Source organism: Synechococcus sp. BA-120 BA3, assembly GCF_034931285.1.
GTDB lineage: Bacteria > Cyanobacteriota > Cyanobacteriia > PCC-6307 > Cyanobiaceae > Cyanobium.
In genome coordinates this window covers 1-17975 of record NZ_JAYGHZ010000012.1, presented here as the reverse complement: position 1 = coordinate 17975, position 17975 = coordinate 1, and the positions used below count along the sequence as shown (strand labels likewise).

The following is a 17975-nucleotide window of genomic DNA, read 5'->3' as shown; positions in this document are numbered from 1 at the left end:
GGATCGCCGCAACCCGCGCCTCCTCCTCGCGCATCCGGCCGCCTTCGGTGCGGCCGGCGATCGCTTCGAGCCGTTCGCCGGCCCGCCGGCGGTCCCGCAGGCAGGTGATCCGCAGCGCCGGCCGCTCCCCGCCCGTGTCACCGCTGGTGGCTGGGGCGACGGCAGGGGTGGGGCTGCTGCCGGCAGGGCTGCTGCCGGTTGGGGTGGAAGCGACCACGGGGCGGTGCCGGGGGCGGAGGGCTGCCTTGAAACTAGGGCCTTGGAACCGGCCAGGGCCCACGGGGTAGGATCCGCGTTTGCCGAGTCAGCGCCCCTACGCCTGTGGCCAATAACAAGTCTTCGAAGAAGCGCATCGAGATCGCCGAACGCAATCGCCTGCGCAACCGCACCTACAAGTCCGCCCTGCGCACCCTGATGAAGCGCTGCCTCACCGCCTGCAGCGCCTACGGCCAGCAGCCCGGCGAGGAGGCCAAGGCCGCCGTTCAGGCCAGCATGAACGCCGCCTTCAGCAAGATCGACAAGGCCGTCAAGGTGGGTGTGGTGCACCGCAACACCGGCGCCAACCAGAAGTCGCGTCTGAGCGTGGCGGTGAAGCGGGTGCTCGAGCCGACCGCCGCTGGCAGCGCCGGCGCCTGAAGCCCTCCCCATGGCCGTGAGCTCGCAGCTGGCCGCCCCACCCCTGGTCGACAGCCACTGCCACATCGTGTTCCGCAACTTCGAGGCGGATCTTGATGAGGTGGCCAGCCGCTGGCGTGAGGCGGGGGTGAAGGCCCTGGTCCATGCCTGCGTGGAGCCGGCGGAGATTCCGGCGATCCGGGCGCTGGCTGATCGGTTCCCCGAACTGCGCTATGCCGTCGGGGTCCACCCCCTCGACACCCAGCACTGGCACGGCGACACCGCCGCCACCCTCGAAGCGGCGGCCCGCGCCGACGATCGGGTGGTGGCGATCGGCGAACTGGGTCTTGATCTTTTCAAGGCCACCAACCTCGACGAGCAGCTGGCGGCCCTGGGGCCCCAGCTCGACCTGGCGGTGGCCCTGGATCTGCCGGTGATCATTCACTGCCGCGACGCGGCCGAACCGATGCTCGCCGAGCTTCGCCGCCGCGAGCATGAAGGCCGCTGCCCCCGCGGGGTGATGCACTGCTGGGGGGGCACCCCCGAGGAGATGGCCGGCTTCCTTGAGCTGGGCCTGTTCATCAGCTTCAGCGGCACGGTCACCTTCCCCAGGGCCGAGCCCATCCATGAATGTGCCCGGCTGGTGCCGGCCGATCGCTACCTCGTCGAGACCGACTGCCCCTTCCTGGCGCCGGTGCCCCGCCGCGGCAAGCGCAACGAGCCCGCCTACGTGGCCTCGGTGGCGGCGCGGGTGGCCGAACTCCGGGGCGAGACGCTCGATCAGGTGGCGACGACGACCACCGCCAACGCGGCCCGTCTGTTCCGTCTGCCCCTCCAGGTTGTATGATGTCTTATTGGCCTGGAAGCGGAAGCGCTCCTTTTGTCCACGACGGCATCAATTGAGTCGGCAAACCCGCAGCGAGCCCTGTAAGCGCCCCTGCCGGATCGTTCGTCCTTGTTCCAAGGGCGATCGGTTCGGCTGAGCGCCTGTTGGCATGGCCCGTCCAGCCGTTCCGTCCCCGTCCAGGTCCGCCCCACCCCCTCGTTCCTGCAGGTTCACCGCATGAGCAGCGCGATCCAGGTCGCCAAGACCGTCACTTACCTTCCCGATCTCGTGGAGGTACAGCGGGCGAGCTTCAAATGGTTCCTGGAGAAGGGCCTGATCGAGGAGCTGGACAGCTTCTCCCCGATCACCGACTACACCGGCAAGCTCGAGCTGCACTTCATCGGCGATCAGTATCGCCTGAAACGCCCCCGCCACGACGTGGAAGAGGCCAAGCGTCGCGATGCGACCTTCGCCTCGCAGATGTACGTCACCTGCCGCCTGGTCAACAAGGAGACCGGCGAGATCAAGGAGCAGGAGGTCTTCATCGGGGAGCTCCCCCTGATGACCGAGCGCGGCACCTTCATCATCAATGGCGCCGAGCGGGTGATCGTCAACCAGATCGTCCGCAGCCCCGGCGTCTACTTCAAGGACGAGCAGGACAAGAACGGCCGCAAGACCTTCAACGCCAGCCTGATCCCCAACCGGGGCGCCTGGCTCAAGTTCGAGACCGACAAGAACGATCTGCTGCACGTGCGCGTCGACAAGACCCGCAAGATCAACGCCCACGTGCTGATGCGGGCCATCGGCCTGTCCGACAACGACGTGCTCGACAAGCTGCGGCACCCGGAGTATTACCAGAAGTCGATCGAGGCCTCCAACGAGGAGGGCATCTCGTCGGAAGACCAGGCCCTGCTGGAGCTCTACAAGAAGCTGCGTCCCGGTGAGCCCCCCTCGGTGAGCGGCGGCCAGCAGCTGCTGCACAGCCGCTTCTTCGACCCCAAGCGCTACGACCTGGGCCGGGTGGGCCGCTACAAGATCAACAAGAAGCTGCGCCTCACCATCCCCGACGCGGTGCGCACCCTCACCGCCGAGGACGTCCTCTCCACGATCGACTACCTGATCAACCTGGAGCTCGATGTGGGCGGCGCCTGCCTCGACGACATCGACCACCTCGGCAACCGCCGGGTGCGCTCGGTGGGCGAGCTGCTGCAGAACCAGGTGCGGGTGGGCCTGAACCGCCTGGAGCGGATCATCAAGGAACGGATGACCGTCGGCGAGACCGAATCGCTCACCCCCGCCCAGCTGGTCAACCCCAAACCCCTGGTGGCGGCGGTCAAGGAGTTCTTCGGCTCCAGCCAGCTGAGCCAGTTCATGGACCAGACCAACCCCCTGGCCGAGCTGACCCACAAGCGCCGCATCAGCGCCCTCGGCCCAGGCGGTCTGACCCGGGAGCGGGCGGGTTTTGCCGTGCGCGACATCCACCCCTCCCACTACGGCCGCATCTGCCCGATCGAGACCCCCGAAGGCCCCAACGCCGGTCTGATCGGTTCGCTCGCCACCCACGCCCGGGTCAACGAGTACGGCTTCATCGAAACCCCCTTCTGGCGCGTGGAGGACGGCATCGTCCTCAAGCAGGGTGATCCCCTCTATCTCTCCGCCGACCTCGAAGACGAATGCCGGGTGGCCCCCGGTGACGTGCCCACCGACGCCGACGGCCGCATCACCGTCGATCTGGTGCCGGTGCGCTACCGCCAGGACTTCGAGAAGGTGCCCCCCGAGCAGGTGGACTACGTCCAGCTGTCGCCGGTGCAGGTGATCTCGGTGGCCACCTCCCTGATTCCCTTCCTGGAGCACGACGACGCCAACCGGGCCCTGATGGGCTCGAACATGCAGCGCCAGGCGGTGCCGCTGCTGCGCCCCGAGCGGCCCCTGGTGGGCACGGGCCTGGAAACCCAGGTGGCCCGCGACTCCGGCATGGTGCCCATCACCAAGGTGAACGGCACCGTCTCCTTCGTCGATGCCACCGCCATCGTCATCCGTGACGAGCAGGGCCGCGACCACACCCACTTCCTGCAGAAGTACCAGCGCTCCAACCAGGACACCTGCCTCAACCAGCGGCCGATCGTCCGCCAGGGCGATCCGGTGATCGCCGGCCAGGTGCTGGCCAACGGCTCCGCCTGCGAGGGCGGCGAGATCGCCCTCGGCCAGAACGTGCTGATCGCCTACATGCCCTGGGAGGGCTACAACTACGAGGACGCCATCCTGGTGAGCGACCGGTTGGTGCAGGACGACCTCTACACCTCGGTGCACATCGAGAAGTACGAGATCGAAGCCCGCCAGACCAAGCTCGGACCCGAGGAGATCACCCGGGAAATCCCGAACGTGGCCGAGGAGAGCCTGGGCCACCTCGACGAGATGGGCATCATCCGCATCGGCGCCTATGTCGAATCCGGCGACATCCTGGTGGGCAAGGTGACCCCCAAGGGCGAGTCGGATCAGCCGCCGGAGGAGAAGCTGCTGCGCGCCATCTTCGGCGAGAAGGCCCGCGACGTGCGCGACAACTCCCTGCGGGTCCCCAGCACCGAACGGGGCCGGGTGGTCGACGTGCGCATCTACACCCGCGAGCAGGGCGATGAACTGCCGCCGGGCGCGAACATGGTCGTGCGGGTCTACGTGGCCCAGCGCCGCAAGATCCAGGTGGGCGACAAGATGGCCGGCCGCCACGGCAACAAGGGCATCATCAGCCGCATCCTTCCCCGGGAGGACATGCCTTACCTGCCCGACGGCACCCCCATCGACATCGTGCTCAACCCCCTGGGGGTGCCGAGCCGCATGAACGTGGGCCAGGTGTTCGAGTGCCTGATGGGCTGGGCCTCCTCTCACCTCGACTGCCGCGTCAAGGTGGTGCCGTTCGATGAGATGTACGGCCCCGAGAAGTCCAAGCAGACGGTGCAGGCCTACCTCGAGGAAGCCGCCAAGCTGCCCGGCAAGGACTGGGTCTACGACCCCACCAACCCTGGCAAGATCCAGCTGATCGACGGCCGCAGCGGCGAACCCTTCGACCAGCCGGTGACCGTGGGCTACGCCCACATCCTCAAGCTCGTGCACCTTGTCGACGACAAGATCCACGCCCGCTCCACCGGCCCCTACTCGCTCGTCACCCAGCAGCCCCTGGGCGGCAAGGCCCAGCAGGGCGGCCAGCGGCTCGGGGAGATGGAGGTGTGGGCCCTGGAGGCCTACGGCGCCGCCTACACCCTGCAGGAGCTGCTCACCGTCAAGTCCGACGACATGCAGGGCCGCAACGAGGCCCTCAACGCCATCGTCAAGGGCAAGCCCATCCCCCGGCCGGGCACGCCGGAGTCGTTCAAGGTGCTGATGCGGGAGCTGCAGTCCCTCGGCCTCGACATCGCCGTCTACACCGACGCCGGCGAGGAGGTCGACCTGATGCAGGACGTCAACCCGCGTCGCAGCACCCCCAGCCGTCCCACCTACGAATCCCTCGGTGTCGCGGATTACGACGATGACTGATCGCTTGATTCACCGGCTCTGATTTCTCCGTCTCTCTCGATCACCCTGCGTCCCCGCCATGTCCAACAGCAACCTTCGCACCGAAAACCACTTCGACTACGTGAAGATCACGCTCGCTTCCCCCGAGCGGATCATGCAGTGGGGGCAGCGCACACTGCCCAACGGACAGGTGGTGGGTGAGGTCACCAAGCCGGAAACGATCAACTACCGCACCCTCAAGCCCGAGATGGACGGGCTCTTCTGCGAGAAGATCTTCGGCCCGTCCAAGGACTGGGAATGCCACTGCGGCAAGTACAAGCGGGTGCGGCACCGTGGCATCGTCTGCGAGCGCTGCGGCGTCGAGGTGACCGAGAGCCGGGTGCGGCGCCACCGCATGGGCTTCATCAAGCTGGCGGCGCCCGTGTCCCACGTCTGGTACCTCAAGGGCATCCCCAGCTATGTGGCGATCCTGCTCGACATGCCCCTGCGGGACGTGGAGCAGATCGTCTACTTCAACTGCTACGTGGTGCTCGACAAGGGTGACCACAAGGACCTGACCTACAAGCAGCTGCTCACCGAAGACGAGTGGCTGGAGATCGAGGACCAGATCTTCGCCGAGGATTCCGAGATCGAGAACGAGCCCATGGTGGGCATCGGCGCCGAGGCCCTCAAGCAGCTGCTGGAGGACCTCGACCTCGAGAAGGAGGCCGAGCAGCTGCGCGAGGACATCAACAACTCCAAGGGCCAGAAGCGGGCCAAGCTGATCAAGCGCCTGCGGGTGATCGACAACTTCATCGCCACCAACGCCCGTCCCGAGTGGATGGTGCTGGATGTGATCCCGGTGATTCCCCCCGATCTGCGCCCCATGGTGCAGCTCGACGGCGGCCGCTTCGCCACCAGCGATCTCAACGATCTCTACCGGCGGGTGATCAACCGCAACAACCGCCTGGCGCGCCTCCAGGAGATCCTCGCCCCCGAGATCATCGTCCGCAACGAGAAGCGGATGCTGCAGGAGGCCGTCGATGCCCTGATCGACAACGGCCGCCGCGGCCGCACCGTGGTGGGGGCCAACAACCGGGCCCTCAAGTCGCTCAGCGACATCATCGAGGGCAAGCAGGGCCGCTTCCGCCAGAACCTGCTGGGCAAGCGGGTCGACTACTCCGGTCGCTCCGTGATCGTCGTGGGCCCCAAGCTGAAGATGCACCAGTGCGGCCTGCCCAAGGAGATGGCGATCGAGCTGTTCCAGCCGTTCGTGATCCATCGCCTGATCCGCCAGAACATCGTCAACAACATCAAGGCGGCCAAGAAGCTGATCCAGCGGGCCGACGACGAGGTGATGCAGGTGCTGCAGGAGGTGATCGAAGGGCACCCGATCCTGCTCAACCGCGCCCCGACCCTGCACCGGCTCGGCATCCAGGCCTTCGAGCCCAAGCTGGTGGACGGCCGTGCCATCCAGCTCCATCCCCTGGTCTGCCCTGCCTTCAACGCCGACTTCGACGGTGACCAGATGGCCGTGCACGTGCCCCTGGCGATCGAGGCCCAGACCGAGGCCCGCATGCTGATGCTGGCGAGCAACAACGTGCTCTCCCCCGCCACCGGCGAGCCGATCATCACCCCGTCCCAGGACATGGTGCTCGGCGCCTACTACCTCACCGCCGTCGACCGGGACAAGGCGCAGCCCGCCTTCGGCGACCGTTCCCGCACCTTCGCCGACCTCGAGGACGTGATCGCCGCCTTCGAGGAGAAGCACCTCACCCTGCACGACTGGGTTTGGGTGCGCTTCAACGGTGAGGTGGAGAGCGACGACGAGGACAGCGAGCCCGTCTCCAGCGACACCCTCTCCGATGGCACCCGCGTCGAGCAGTGGAAGTTCCGCCGCGACCGCTTCGATGAGGACGGCGCCCTGATCAGCCGCTACCTGCTGACCACCGTCGGTCGGGTCGTCATCAACCACACGATCATCGACGCCGTGGCCGCCTCCTGAGTTCCACCGGCCGGGCCGAGCCCCGCGCCCCGTCTCTTCCGATTCCCTCCAGCCTTCTCCATCGCGCGCCGCCATGACCGCCACCCCCGCCAAGAAGATCAGCAAGAAGAGCGCCAAGGCCGCCGCCGATCTGGCGGCCGCCACCGCCGCTGCCGAACTCGCCGCCTCCGCCCTGAGCAAGCAGGCGCCGCCGTTCCGTAACCGGATCATCGACAAGAAGGCGCTGCGCAACCTGGTCTCCTGGGCCTACAAGCACCACGGCACCGCGGCCACCGCGGCGATGGCCGACGAGCTGAAGGATCTGGGCTTCCACTACGCCACCCAGGCGGCGGTGTCGATCTCGGTCGACGACCTGCGCATCCCCGGCGACAAGGCCGTCCTGCTGGAGGAGGCCGAGGAGCAGATCACGGCCACCGAGGAGCGCTACCGGCTCGGTGAGATCACCGAGGTGGAACGCCACACCAAGGTGATCGACACCTGGACCGAGACCAACGAGCGGCTGGTGGCGGCCGTGCGCCGCAACTTCAACGACAACGATCCACTCAACTCGGTGTGGATGATGGCCAACTCCGGTGCCCGGGGGAACATGTCCCAGGTGCGCCAGCTGGTGGGCATGCGCGGCCTGATGGCCAACCCCCAGGGGGAGATCATCGACCTGCCGATCCGCACCAACTTCCGCGAGGGCCTCACGGTCACCGAGTACGTGATCTCCTCCTACGGCGCCCGCAAGGGCCTGGTGGACACCGCCCTGCGCACCGCCGACTCCGGCTACCTCACCCGCCGTCTGGTGGATGTGGCCCAGGACGTGATCGTGCGGGAGGAGGACTGCGGCACCCACCGCTTCATCCCCATCAACGCCGACGAGCGCGGCCGCTACGGCACCAAGCTGGTGGGCCGTCTGGCCGCCCAGCCCGTCGTCGACAGCGACGGCGTCGTCATCGTCGACCGCAACGGTGAGATCGACCCGGCGATCTCGGCCGCCATCGAGAAGGCGGCGATCGCCACCGTGATGGTGCGCTCGCCCCTCACCTGTGAGGCCTCCCGTTCGGTCTGCCGCAAGTGCTACGGCTGGGCCCTGGCCCACAACGAACTGGTCGACCTCGGCGAAGCCGTCGGCATCATCGCGGCCCAGTCGATCGGTGAACCGGGCACCCAGCTCACCATGCGCACCTTCCACACCGGTGGTGTGTCCACGGCCGAGACCGGCGTGGTGCGCTCCCTGGTGGATGGGGTGGTGGAATTCGGGCCCAAGGCCCGGGTGCGCGACCACCGCACCCCCCATGGCGTCGAGGCCAAGCTGGCCGAAACCGATTTCACCCTCACCCTCAAGCCTTCGGGCAAGGGCAAGGTGCAGAAGATCGACATCACCAACGGCTCGATCCTGTTCGTGGCCGATGGCGATCCCGTCGCCAACGACATCATCCTGGCCCAGATCTCCTCGGGCTCGGCGGTGAAGAAGAGCGTGGAGAAGGCCACCAAGGACGTCATCTGCGACCTGCCCGGCCAGGTCCGCTTCGAGGATGTGATCCAGCCCCGTGAGGTCACCGACCGCCAGGGCAACATCACCCACAAGGCCCAGCGTCTCGGCCGCCTGTGGGTGTTCAGCGGCGACGTCTACAACCTGCCGCCCAACGCCCTGCCCGTCGTCGAGACCGACAAGCCGGTGACCGCCGGCGATGTGCTGGCCGAGAGCCGGCTGCAAAGCGAGTACGGCGGCGCCGTGCGACTGCGGGAGTCCACCGGCGATTCCCGCGAGGTGCAGATCGTCACCGCCAGCCTCACCCTCAAGGACTGCAAGCTGGTGGGTGAATCCAGCCACACCGGTGAGAGCTGGCACCTGGAGGGCAAGGACAACACCCGCTACCTGGTCAAGACCCAGCCGGGCACCAAGATCGGCGCCGGTGAGGTGATCGCCGAACTCACCGACGACCGCTTCCGCACCCAGACCGGCGGCATGGTGAAGTTCGCCCCCGGCCTCTCGATCAAGAAGGCCCGCTCCGCCAAGCACGGCTTCGAGGTGAGCAAGGGCGGCACCCTGCTGTGGATTCCCCAGGAAACCCACGAGATCAACAAGGACATCTCCCTGCTGATGATCGAGGACGGCCAGTGGATCGAAGCCGGCACCGAGGTGGTGAAGGACATCTTCAGCCAGACCGCCGGCATCGTCACCGTCACCCAGAAGAACGACATCCTGCGGGAGATCATCGTGCGCTCCGGTGAGCTGCACCTGGTCTCCGATGCCAAGGTGCTGGCCCGCTACGGCGAGGACGGCAAGATGGTCAACCCCGGCGAGGAGATCGCCCCCGGCCTCAAGGCCGAGGCGATGAAGTTCGTCGAGAAGGTCGACACCCCCGAGGGCGGCGCCCTGCTGCTGCGCCCCGTCGAGGAATACGCCATTCCCGATGCCGCCCACCTGCCCGAGCTGTCCACCGTCAAGCAGACGGGCGGACCCTCCCTCGGCCTGAAGGCCACCCAGCGCCTCACCTTCAAGGACGGCGAGCTGATCAAGTCGGTCGAAGGGGTGGAACTGCTGCGCACCCAGCTGATCCTGGAAACTTTCGACACCACCCCCCAGATGACGGTGGATGTGGAGGCGGTCGCCGACAAGCGGGCCAAGACCATCGAGCGTCTGCAGCTGGTGATCCTCGAAACCCTGCTGGTGCGGCGCGACACCCTCTCCGACGCCAGCCACGGCTCCACCCACACTGAGCTGCAGGTGGAGGACGGCATGACCGTCAAGCGGGGCGATGTGGTGGCCACCACCCAGATCCTCTGCAAGGAGAACGGGGACGGGGTGGTGCAACTGCCCGAGCCCGTCGTCGGTGAACCGATCCGCCGCCTGATCGTGGAGCGGGCCAACGACACCCTCAGCCTGGATCTGGGCACGGCCGCCCCGACGGTGGCGGTGGGCGATCGCATCGTCGACGGCAAGGTGCTCGCCGACCGAGTGCTCTCCCCCTGCTGCGGCCAGGTGGAGGCCATCGACGGCCAGACGCTCACCATCCGCCTCGGCCGGCCCTACATGGTGTCGCCCGATTCGGTGCTGCACGTCCGTGACGGTGAACTCGTCCAGCGCGGCGATCCCCTGGCTCTGCTGGTGTTCGAGCGTCAGAAGACCGGCGACATCGTCCAGGGTCTGCCCCGGATCGAGGAACTGCTGGAGGCCCGCCGCCCGCGGGAATCGGCGGTGCTCTGCCGCAAGAGCGGCACGGTGCAGATCAAGCAGGGCGAGGACGACGATTCGATCACCGTGTCGGTGATCGAGACCGATGATGTCATCACCGAGTACCCGATCCTGCTGGGCCGCAACGTGATGGTCTCCGACGGCCAGCAGGTGAGCGCCGGCGAGATGCTCACCGACGGGCCGATCAATCCCCACGAGCTGCTCGACTGCTTCTTCGAGGACCTGCGCAGCCGCAAGCCCACCATGGAAGCGGCCCAGGAGGCGATCTCCAAGCTGCAGTTCCGCATGGTGACGGAGGTGCAGAACGTCTACAAATCGCAGGGTGTCTCGATCAGCGACAAGCACATCGAGGTGATCGTGCGCCAGATGACCAGCAAGGTCCGCGTCGAGGATGCCGGCGACACCACCCTGCTGCCCGGTGAGCTGATCGAGTTGCGCCAGGTGGAGCAGGTGAACTCCGCCATGGGCATCACCGGCGGCGCCCCCGCCGAGTTCACCCCCGTGCTGCTGGGCATCACCAAGGCCTCGCTGAACACCGATTCGTTCATCTCGGCGGCCTCCTTCCAGGAGACCACCCGGGTGCTGACCGAAGCGGCCATCGAGGGCAAGAGCGACTGGCTGCGGGGCCTCAAGGAGAACGTGATCATCGGCCGCCTGATCCCCGCCGGCACCGGCTTCGGGGGCTTCGAGGAGGAGCTGCGCGCCGAGGCCGGACCCCACCCCGACATCCTTGAGGAGGAAGCCGCCGGCTACCGCCGCAACCAGAACCTGCGTCCCGATTACACGGTCGAGATGCCGGCCCCGGCGGCCACCGCCGCCGTGCTGGATGACCCTTCCGAGGAGGATCTGGAGGCCACCCGCAGCCGCCACGGCATCGAGGCGACCGCCAGCGGCTTCGCCGCCTTCGCCCGTCCCACCGCCGAGGAGGGACTGGAGGAGGAGCTGATCGCCGATCCGGCGGCCCTCGAGGGTCTGCAGGAGGAGGGGCTGCTCAGTGATGACTGATCCCGCCGTCGCCACCCCTGCGGCCCCCTCCCGGCCCACCCCCGTGCCGGTGCGCCGGCTGCCTCGCTTCGGCTTCCACACCCACACCGAGCGCCTCAACGGCCGGGTGGCCATGCTCGGCTTCATCGCCCTGCTGGCGGTGGAGTGGAAGCTGGGCCACGGCCTGCTGATCTGGCCCTGATGGCCGGGCCTGCCCCCCTGCTGGGGATGGGCCAGGCGGCCCTGGAGGCCTGGGCCGGTGACCAGGGTCAGCCGGCCTTCCGCGGCCGGCAGCTGCATGACTGGATCTACACCAGGGGAGCCCACAGCCTCGACGCGATCACGGTGCTGCCCAAGGCCTGGCGCGAGGGGCTGGCGGCGGGCGGCACCGGCATCGGCCGCTCGGCCCTGCTGCACCGCAGCGACGCCCGCGACGGCACCACCAAGCTGCTGCTGGCCACCGCCGATGGCCTCAGCCTCGAGACCGTCGGCATCCCCAGCGGCGACCGGCTCACGGTCTGTGTCAGCAGCCAGGTGGGCTGTCCCATGGCCTGCCGCTTCTGCGCCACCGGCAAGGGGGGCCTGCAGCGCTCCCTGGCGGTGCACGAGATCGTCGACCAGGTGCTCAGCATCCGCGAAGCCATGGACCGGCGCCCTTCCCACGTGGTGTTCATGGGCATGGGCGAACCCCTGCTCAACACCGAAGCGGTGCTGGAGGCCATCGCCTGCCTCTGCACCGACCTGGGCATGGCCCAGCGCCAGATCACCGTCAGCACGGTGGGCGTGCCCCGCACCCTGCCCACCCTGGCGGAGCGGGCCCTCGAGCGGCTCGGCCGGGCCCAGTTCACCCTGGCCGTGAGCCTCCATGCCCCCGACCAGCGCCTGCGGGAGGAGCTGATCCCCACCGCCCACGCCTATCCCCTCGAGGCCCTGCTGGACGACTGCCGCCACTACGTGGCCATCACCGGCCGGCGGGTCAGCTTCGAATACATCCTGCTGGGGGGCGTCAACGACCATCCCCGCCAGGCCGATGCCCTGGCCCGCCTGCTGCGGGGCTTCCAGAGCCACGTCAACCTGATCGCCTACAACCCGATCGCCGAGGAGGACTTCCGGCGCCCCGCCCCGGAGGCGGTGGAGGCCTTCCGCGCCCAGCTGCAGCGGCGCCACATCGCCGTGAGCGTGCGGGCCAGCCGCGGCCTCGACCAGGACGCCGCCTGCGGCCAGCTGCGCCGCCGGCTGATGGACGCCCCGGCAGGGTGAGCGCCATCTCGATTCCGCCGCGCGCGCTTCCAGCCCTGGCGGCCCTCCTGGCCGGTGCGCTGGCCTACGGGGCCCTCTGCGGCCTGCTGTTCCTACGCCAGCGCTCCTTCCTCTACTTCCCCCAGCCCCGCGCCGCCGATGCGCCCGGCGAGCTGCTGGCCCTGCCGATCACAGGCGGACCGCCGGGGGGCCGGGTGCTGGTGACCGTCCGCCGCCGCCCCGGTCCGCTGGCGCTGCTGTACTTCGGCGGCAACGCCGAGGCTGTGGAGGGCCAGCTGCCCCTGCTGACGGCCGCCTTTCCAGAGCACTCTCTCTACCTGCTGCACTACCGGGGTTACGGCGGCAGCAGCGGCCAGCCTTCGGAGCGGGCCCTCTTCGCCGATGCCCTCGCCCTCTTCGACCGGGTGCGGGCCGACCACGGGCAGATCGCCGTGATCGGTCGCAGCCTGGGCAGCGCCGTGGCGGTGCACGTGGCCGCCCGGCGCCCCGTGGCCCGGCTGGTGCTGGTGACGCCGTTCGACAGCATCGAGGCCGTGGCGGCCCGCCACTACCCCCTGGTGCCGGTGGGGCTGCTGCTCCAGGACAAGTACCGCTCCGACCAGGCGGCTCCCCGGGTCGGGGCGCCCACCCTGCTGATCGCCGCCGAACGGGATGAGGTGATCCCGCGGGCCAACACCGACGCCCTGCTCTCCAGCTTCCGGCCCGGGGTGGCTTCCCTGGTAGTGCTGCCGGTCGAGGGCCACAACGCCGTGGAAGCCTCCCCCCGGTACCTGCCGCTGCTGCGGGGGTTCCTCGGGCCCGACATGGCTGGGGAGGCGCCGGGGGCCGCTCCTCAGCCGCCGTCCCGCTCGGCGCTGTAGGCGCCGCGGGCGCCCTGGCCGTTCCAGGGGGTGAGCCGCAGCATCAGCAGGAAGGCCGGCAGGGCCGCGGCGGTGGTGGCCAGGAAGAACCCAGGCCAGCCCAGCCGTTCGGCCACCAGGCCGGCCGGGGCGGCCAGCAGGGAGCGGCTCAGGGCATAGACGCCCGAGAGCAGGGCGTACTGGGTGGCGGAGAAGCGGGGGTTGCAGAGGCTCATCAGCAGCGCCACGAAGGCGGCGCCCACCATGCCGCCACCGATGTTCTCCAGGGCCACGGCCGTCAGCAGGGCCGGCATGCCGCCGTCGAAGCGGGCCAGGCCCCAGTAGGCCAGGTTGCCCGCCGCCCCCACCAGGGCGAACAGCCACAGGGAGCGGTTCATGCCCAGCCGGCCGAACAGCACGCCCCCCAGCACCGTGCCGACGATGGTGGCGCCGATGCCCCAGCCCGCCAGCACCGACCCCACCACCTCGGGGCTGAAGCCCTTCTGGATCAGGAACGGCACCGCCATCAGGCCCAGCAGCCCATCGGGCCAGCGGTAGAGCAGCACCAGGGTGAGCAGGGCCGCGGCCCGGGGGCCGCCGCTGCGGCGGAGGAACTCCCGTGCCGGACCCAGCACGGCCTGGCGCAGGCTGCTCACCGGCACGGCCAGGGGTTCCAGCCGCGGCGCCGTGAGGGTGAACGGCACCACCACCAGCATCAGCAGGGCCGAGAACAGGAAGGCCAGGGGCCAGTCGAAGCGGCCGGCCAGGATGAAGCCGCCGGCCCCCACGGCCAGCATCGCCGTGCGGTAGCCCAGGTTGGAGGCGGCCGCCCCGGCACCCCGCTCCAGATCGGGCAGCAGGTCGGTGCGGTAGGCATCGACGGCGATGTCCTGGGTGGCGCTGACCACCGCCAGCAGCACCGCCATCGCCCCGATGGCCGTGAGGCTGGCCGGATCGCTGGAGGGCCGCAGCAGGGCCATGGCCCCGATCACCGCCACCAGGGCGAGCTGCAGCACCAGCAGCCAGCCGCGGCGGCGGTCCGGCCAGGGCAGGGGCCAGCGGTCGAGGGCCGGCGCCCAGACCATCTTCAGGGTGTAGGGCAGCTCCGCCAGCCCCAGCAGGCCGATCAGGCCCAGGGGGATCTGGCTGGCGGTGAGCCAGCCCTGCAGCAGCTTGGTGCCCACCATGTAGGGGGTGCCGCTGGCCACCCCCTCGGCGGCCACCGCCAGGAGGCGCCGCCAGGGGCGGACACTGCTGGAGGCAGGGCTGGCCATGGCCGCTCGCGGATCGCCGAACCCTAGGGGCGACCGGTCGGACCACAATGCAGCCAGCCCCGCCGTCCCGTCTCTCCCATGTCCTTCCTGCGTTCCACGCTGCTGCCGGTCGCCATCGTGCTGCTGTTCGGCCTGGCCCTGTTCGCCGTCAGCGCCCGCATCTGGCTGCCCGGCGACATGGCCGCCCCCGCCCCGCTGGGCTGATCCCGGGCCCGTGGGCTGATCCGGCGCCGCCCGGCTTTTACGATGCCTTCACCTGGATGGCTCCATGCCGGACGACGGCCTGCCCTTTCCCGAAACCACCCACGCGCTGGCCCTCGATCCGGAGGTGCTGGCCCGGGAACTGGCGCAGGAGCTCCTGGGTGATCCCCTCGATGAGATCGACAGCGTCGCCCCCTCCAGCTCCGACGTGGCCGCCGAGTGCGACCTGGGCATCGCGCTGCTGAAGGGGGGGCGGGAGGAGCGGCTGCAGGGCCTGCGCATCTTCTGCGAGCACCGCGATCCTCGGGCCATTCCCCTGCTGCTGCCGCTGCTGAAGGCCGGCTGCCCGATCGTGCGGATGAGCGCCGTCTACGCCCTCGGCCGCAACCCCCACCCCCTGGCGGTGGAGCCCCTGCTGGGCCTGCTGGCGGCCGACGACAACGGCTACGTGCGCAAGGCGGTGGCCTGGAGCCTCGGCAACTACCCCGAGGCCCCGGTGCTCAACCCGCTGATCCGGGCCCTGGAGCTCGACATCGCCGCGGTGCGGCTGTGGGCGGCCAGCTCCCTGGCCGATGCCGGCGCCACCGGCGTGGCCAAGGCCGACCCCGCCGCCGCCCAGCTGCTGCTCAGCCTTCGCATCGACAGCGAGCCGGCGGTGCGCAGCAACTGCGCCTGGTCGCTGGGGCGTCTCTACACCGACCTGGTGGAGCCGCGCCAGCGGGACGTGGTGGAGGCCCTGCTGCACACGATGCTGCACGACGGCGACCCCACCGTCCGGGACGAAGCCCGCATGGCCCTGGAGCAGTTGGAGCAGCCGGAAGTGCTGGAGCGGCTGCAGACCCTGGTGGACGAGGGCCTGATCAGTTGAAGGACATCAGCCAGGGCCGTACGACGGCCGCGAGCTCCGGAAATCGCGGTTAAGATCCCGGTCTCACCTGTGCAGCCCATCCGGGATGGCCCAACGCACCATCCGCTTCCGCATCCGCCCCGACGGGCGCGTGGAGGAACTCGTGGAGGGCGTGCAGGGCGAGGGGTGCTCCCGGCTCACGGAGCGGATCGAGGCCCGGCTGGGCAGCGTGCAGCAACGACGCAGCACCTCGGAAGCGTTCCAGACGCCCCCCCTCGTTCTCCAGGACCCCCAGGTGGTCGTCCAGCACCACGGCCCCTGAGCCCCCGCTCCCCCTCCCCATTTCGTCCCATGTCGCACTTCAGCACCGTCAAGACCGAGCTGCGCGATCGCCAGGCCCTGGTGGACGCCCTCCGCGACCTGGGCCACCCTCCGGCCGAGGGCTCCTGCCAGGTGCGCGGCTACCGCGGCCAGACGGTGACCGCCGATCTCGCCATCCCCCAGGCCGACGGCGTCGACATCGGCTTCCGCTTCAACCCCGACAGCGGCAGCTACGAGCTGGTCACCGACCTGGAGCTCTGGAAGCAGCCCATCCCGGTGGAGCGCTTCCTGGCCAAGCTCACCCAGCGCTACGCCCTGCGCACCATCCTGGCCAGCACCATGGAGGAGGGCTTCCAGGTGAGCGAGCAGACCAGCCACCAGGACGGCAGCATCGAACTGGTGGTGACCCGCTGGGACGCCTGATCCCGTGAGCGCGACGGGTCCCGCCACCGGTCTCGACCCCGCTCTCGCCTTCCGCACCGCGGTAGCCCCCGAGTCGGCAGCCACCGGCCGGGAGCCCGTGCTGGGCGGGGCCCTGCGCCAGCAGGCCGTCTGGGTGGATGAGGCCGTCTGCATCGGCTGCCGTTACTGCGCCCATGTGGCCGGCAACACCTTCGTGGTGGAACCCGACTGGGGTCGCTCCCGGGCCCTGCGCCAGGACGGCGACAGCACCGAGCGGATCCAGGAGGCGATCGACACCTGCCCCGTCGACTGCATCCACTGGGTCCCCTACGAGCAGCTGCCGGCCCTGAGGGCCCAGCTCGACGAACAGGAGATCCAGCCCCTGGGGCTGCCCTCCCAGGGGCGCCGCCGCCGCACCCTGCCCCGCTCTGTCCCGCCAGCGCCGTGACCATTCCCACCCGGCGTTTCGGCCGCACGGGACTGGCCATGCCGGTGCTCTCCCTGGGGGGGATGCGCTTCCAGCAGAGCTGGAGCGACCTGCCGCCCGAGGCAGTGGAGGCCGGCAGCCAGGCCAACCTCGAGGCGACCCTGCGGGTCGCCAGGGCGGCGGGGCTGCACCACATCGAGACCGCCCGCCACTACGGCACCTCGGAACGGCAGCTGGGCTGGCTGCTGCCCCGGCTGCCGGATCCGCGGCGCATCCTCCAGACCAAGGTGCCCCCGGCCGAAGATCCGGCGGCCTTCGAGGCCGACCTGCGCACCAGCTTCGAGCGGCTGGGCCTGGACAGCGCGGGGGGGCAGGACGGTGAAGCGGGCCGCGTGGATCTGCTGGCCATCCACGGCCTCAACACCCCGGAGCTGCTCGATCAGACCCTGCGGCCCAATGGCTGCCTGGCGGTGGCCCGCCGCTGGCAGGAGGCGGGCCGGATCGGCCACGTGGGCTTCTCCACTCACGCGCCGCTGCCCCTGATCCTGGAGGCGATCGCCAGCGACGAGTTCGACTACATCAACCTGCACTGGTACTTCATCCGCCAGGACAACCGGGCGGCGATCGAGGCCGCCACCGCCCACGACATGGGGGTGTTCGTGATCAGCCCCACCGACAAGGGGGGCCACCTGCACAGCCCCTCCCAGCGCCTGTGCGAGCTCTGCGCGCCGCTGCATCCGATCGTCTTCAACGACCTGTTCTGCCTCTCGGCCCCCGGCATCCACACCATCAGCGTCGGGGCCAGCTCCCCGCAGGATCTGGATCTGCACCTGGAGGCGGTGGCGCTGCTGCCCAGGGCCGGGGAACTGCTGCCGCCGATCCTGGACCGGCTTGAGGAGGCCCGCCGCCAAGCCCTCGGCGACGCCTGGCTGGCCAGCTGGGACCGGGGCCTGCCGGCCTGGCAGGACACCCCTGGCCGGATCAACCTGCCGGTGCTGCTCTGGCTGCACAACCTTCTGGAGGCCTGGGACCTGGAGGCCTACGGCCGCGCCCGCTACGGGCTGCTGGGCCAGGGCAGCCACTGGTTTCCGGGGGAGAACGCCGAGGCCCTCGACGGCAGCGTCAGCGAGGCCGAGCTGCTGGCGGTGCTGCAGGCCAGCCCCTGGGCCGCCGAGATCCCCGACCTGCTGCGGCGCCTGCGGGGGCGGCTGGGGGGCGAGGCCGTGAAACGGCTGCAGGTGGCCTAGGCCCCAGGCGTGATGGCCCCCGGCGCGATCGGCGTCTTCTGGGGGACCCCCACGGCC

15 protein-coding genes and 1 pseudogene are annotated in these 17975 nt (G+C 69.6%); 14 read left to right on the top strand and 2 right to left on the bottom strand.

Annotated features, from left to right (window positions below; translation table 11 throughout):
• Positions 1–217 (bottom strand): annotated as a pseudogene (locus VB737_RS01285) (histidinol dehydrogenase); the annotation flags it as partial.
• 104 nt (positions 218–321) lie between these two features.
• Here VB737_RS01285 and rpsT point away from each other — a divergent pair.
• From rpsT to VB737_RS01245, 8 genes are all read left to right on the top strand, one after another.
• Positions 322–636, top strand: coding sequence for a 30S ribosomal protein S20 (gene rpsT, locus VB737_RS01280; protein WP_500310459.1), 315 nt, complete (start codon positions 322–324; stop codon positions 634–636).
• Positions 637–646: 10 nt separating this feature from the next.
• Positions 647–1462, top strand: coding sequence for a TatD family hydrolase (locus VB737_RS01275; protein WP_500310457.1), 816 nt, complete (start codon positions 647–649; stop codon positions 1460–1462).
• A gap of 216 nt (positions 1463–1678) precedes the next feature.
• Positions 1679–4969, top strand: coding sequence for a DNA-directed RNA polymerase subunit beta (gene rpoB / locus VB737_RS01270; protein ID WP_500310455.1), 3291 nt, complete (start codon positions 1679–1681; stop codon positions 4967–4969).
• 58 nt (positions 4970–5027) lie between these two features.
• Positions 5028–6932 carry a DNA-directed RNA polymerase subunit gamma gene (locus VB737_RS01265; RefSeq protein ID WP_500310453.1) on the top strand — a complete coding sequence of 635 codons (1905 nt, stop codon included), beginning with the start codon at positions 5028–5030 and terminating at the stop codon, positions 6930–6932.
• Between the two features lie 73 nt (positions 6933–7005).
• Complete coding sequence (locus VB737_RS01260) at positions 7006–11121, top strand: DNA-directed RNA polymerase subunit beta' (RefSeq protein WP_500310451.1); 4116 nt, start codon at positions 7006–7008, stop codon at positions 11119–11121.
• Positions 11114–11302 carry a CAB/ELIP/HLIP family chlorophyll-binding protein gene (locus VB737_RS01255; protein ID WP_254948500.1) on the top strand — a complete coding sequence of 63 codons (189 nt, stop codon included), beginning with the start codon at positions 11114–11116 and terminating at the stop codon, positions 11300–11302. Before VB737_RS01260 ends, VB737_RS01255 begins: the two co-directional genes overlap by 8 nt.
• On the top strand, positions 11302–12360 hold the full coding sequence (gene rlmN, locus VB737_RS01250; protein WP_500310449.1) for a dual-specificity RNA methyltransferase RlmN: 1059 nt from the start codon (positions 11302–11304) through the stop codon (positions 12358–12360). The genes VB737_RS01255 and rlmN overlap by 1 nt, the downstream gene beginning before the upstream one ends.
• A complete protein-coding gene (locus tag VB737_RS01245; RefSeq protein WP_500310447.1) occupies positions 12357–13220 on the top strand; it encodes an alpha/beta hydrolase in 864 nt (287 codons plus the stop codon). Before rlmN ends, VB737_RS01245 begins: the two co-directional genes overlap by 4 nt.
• Here VB737_RS01245 and VB737_RS01240 read toward each other — a convergent pair.
• Positions 13193–14473: an AmpG family muropeptide MFS transporter gene (locus tag VB737_RS01240; RefSeq protein ID WP_500310445.1), complete on the bottom strand. Its 1281-nt coding sequence runs from the start codon at positions 14471–14473 to the stop codon at positions 13193–13195. The genes VB737_RS01245 and VB737_RS01240 overlap by 28 nt on opposite strands.
• Before the next feature lie 78 nt (positions 14474–14551).
• Between VB737_RS01240 and VB737_RS01235 the strand changes: the two genes are divergently transcribed.
• The 6 genes from VB737_RS01235 to VB737_RS01210 all read left to right on the top strand — a co-directional run bounded on the left by VB737_RS01235 (position 14552) and on the right by VB737_RS01210 (position 17918).
• Positions 14552–14677, top strand: coding sequence for a DUF8624 family small hydrophobic protein (locus VB737_RS01235; protein WP_254944288.1), 126 nt, complete (start codon positions 14552–14554; stop codon positions 14675–14677).
• Between the two features lie 64 nt (positions 14678–14741).
• Positions 14742–15542 carry a HEAT repeat domain-containing protein gene (locus VB737_RS01230; RefSeq protein WP_500310443.1) on the top strand — a complete coding sequence of 267 codons (801 nt, stop codon included), beginning with the start codon at positions 14742–14744 and terminating at the stop codon, positions 15540–15542.
• Positions 15543–15627: 85 nt separating this feature from the next.
• Positions 15628–15843: a DUF2997 domain-containing protein gene (locus VB737_RS01225; protein ID WP_323304963.1), complete on the top strand. Its 216-nt coding sequence runs from the start codon at positions 15628–15630 to the stop codon at positions 15841–15843.
• Positions 15844–15872: 29 nt separating this feature from the next.
• Positions 15873–16265: a DUF1257 domain-containing protein gene (locus VB737_RS01220; protein WP_500310441.1), complete on the top strand. Its 393-nt coding sequence runs from the start codon at positions 15873–15875 to the stop codon at positions 16263–16265.
• 4 nt (positions 16266–16269) lie between these two features.
• On the top strand, positions 16270–16692 hold the full coding sequence (locus VB737_RS01215) for a ferredoxin (RefSeq protein WP_500310439.1): 423 nt from the start codon (positions 16270–16272) through the stop codon (positions 16690–16692).
• A 38-nt stretch (positions 16693–16730) separates the two neighbouring features.
• Positions 16731–17918, top strand: a complete 1188-nt coding sequence (locus VB737_RS01210; RefSeq protein ID WP_500310461.1) for an aldo/keto reductase — start codon at positions 16731–16733, stop codon at positions 17916–17918.
• Positions 17919–17975: the final 57 nt, after the last annotated feature.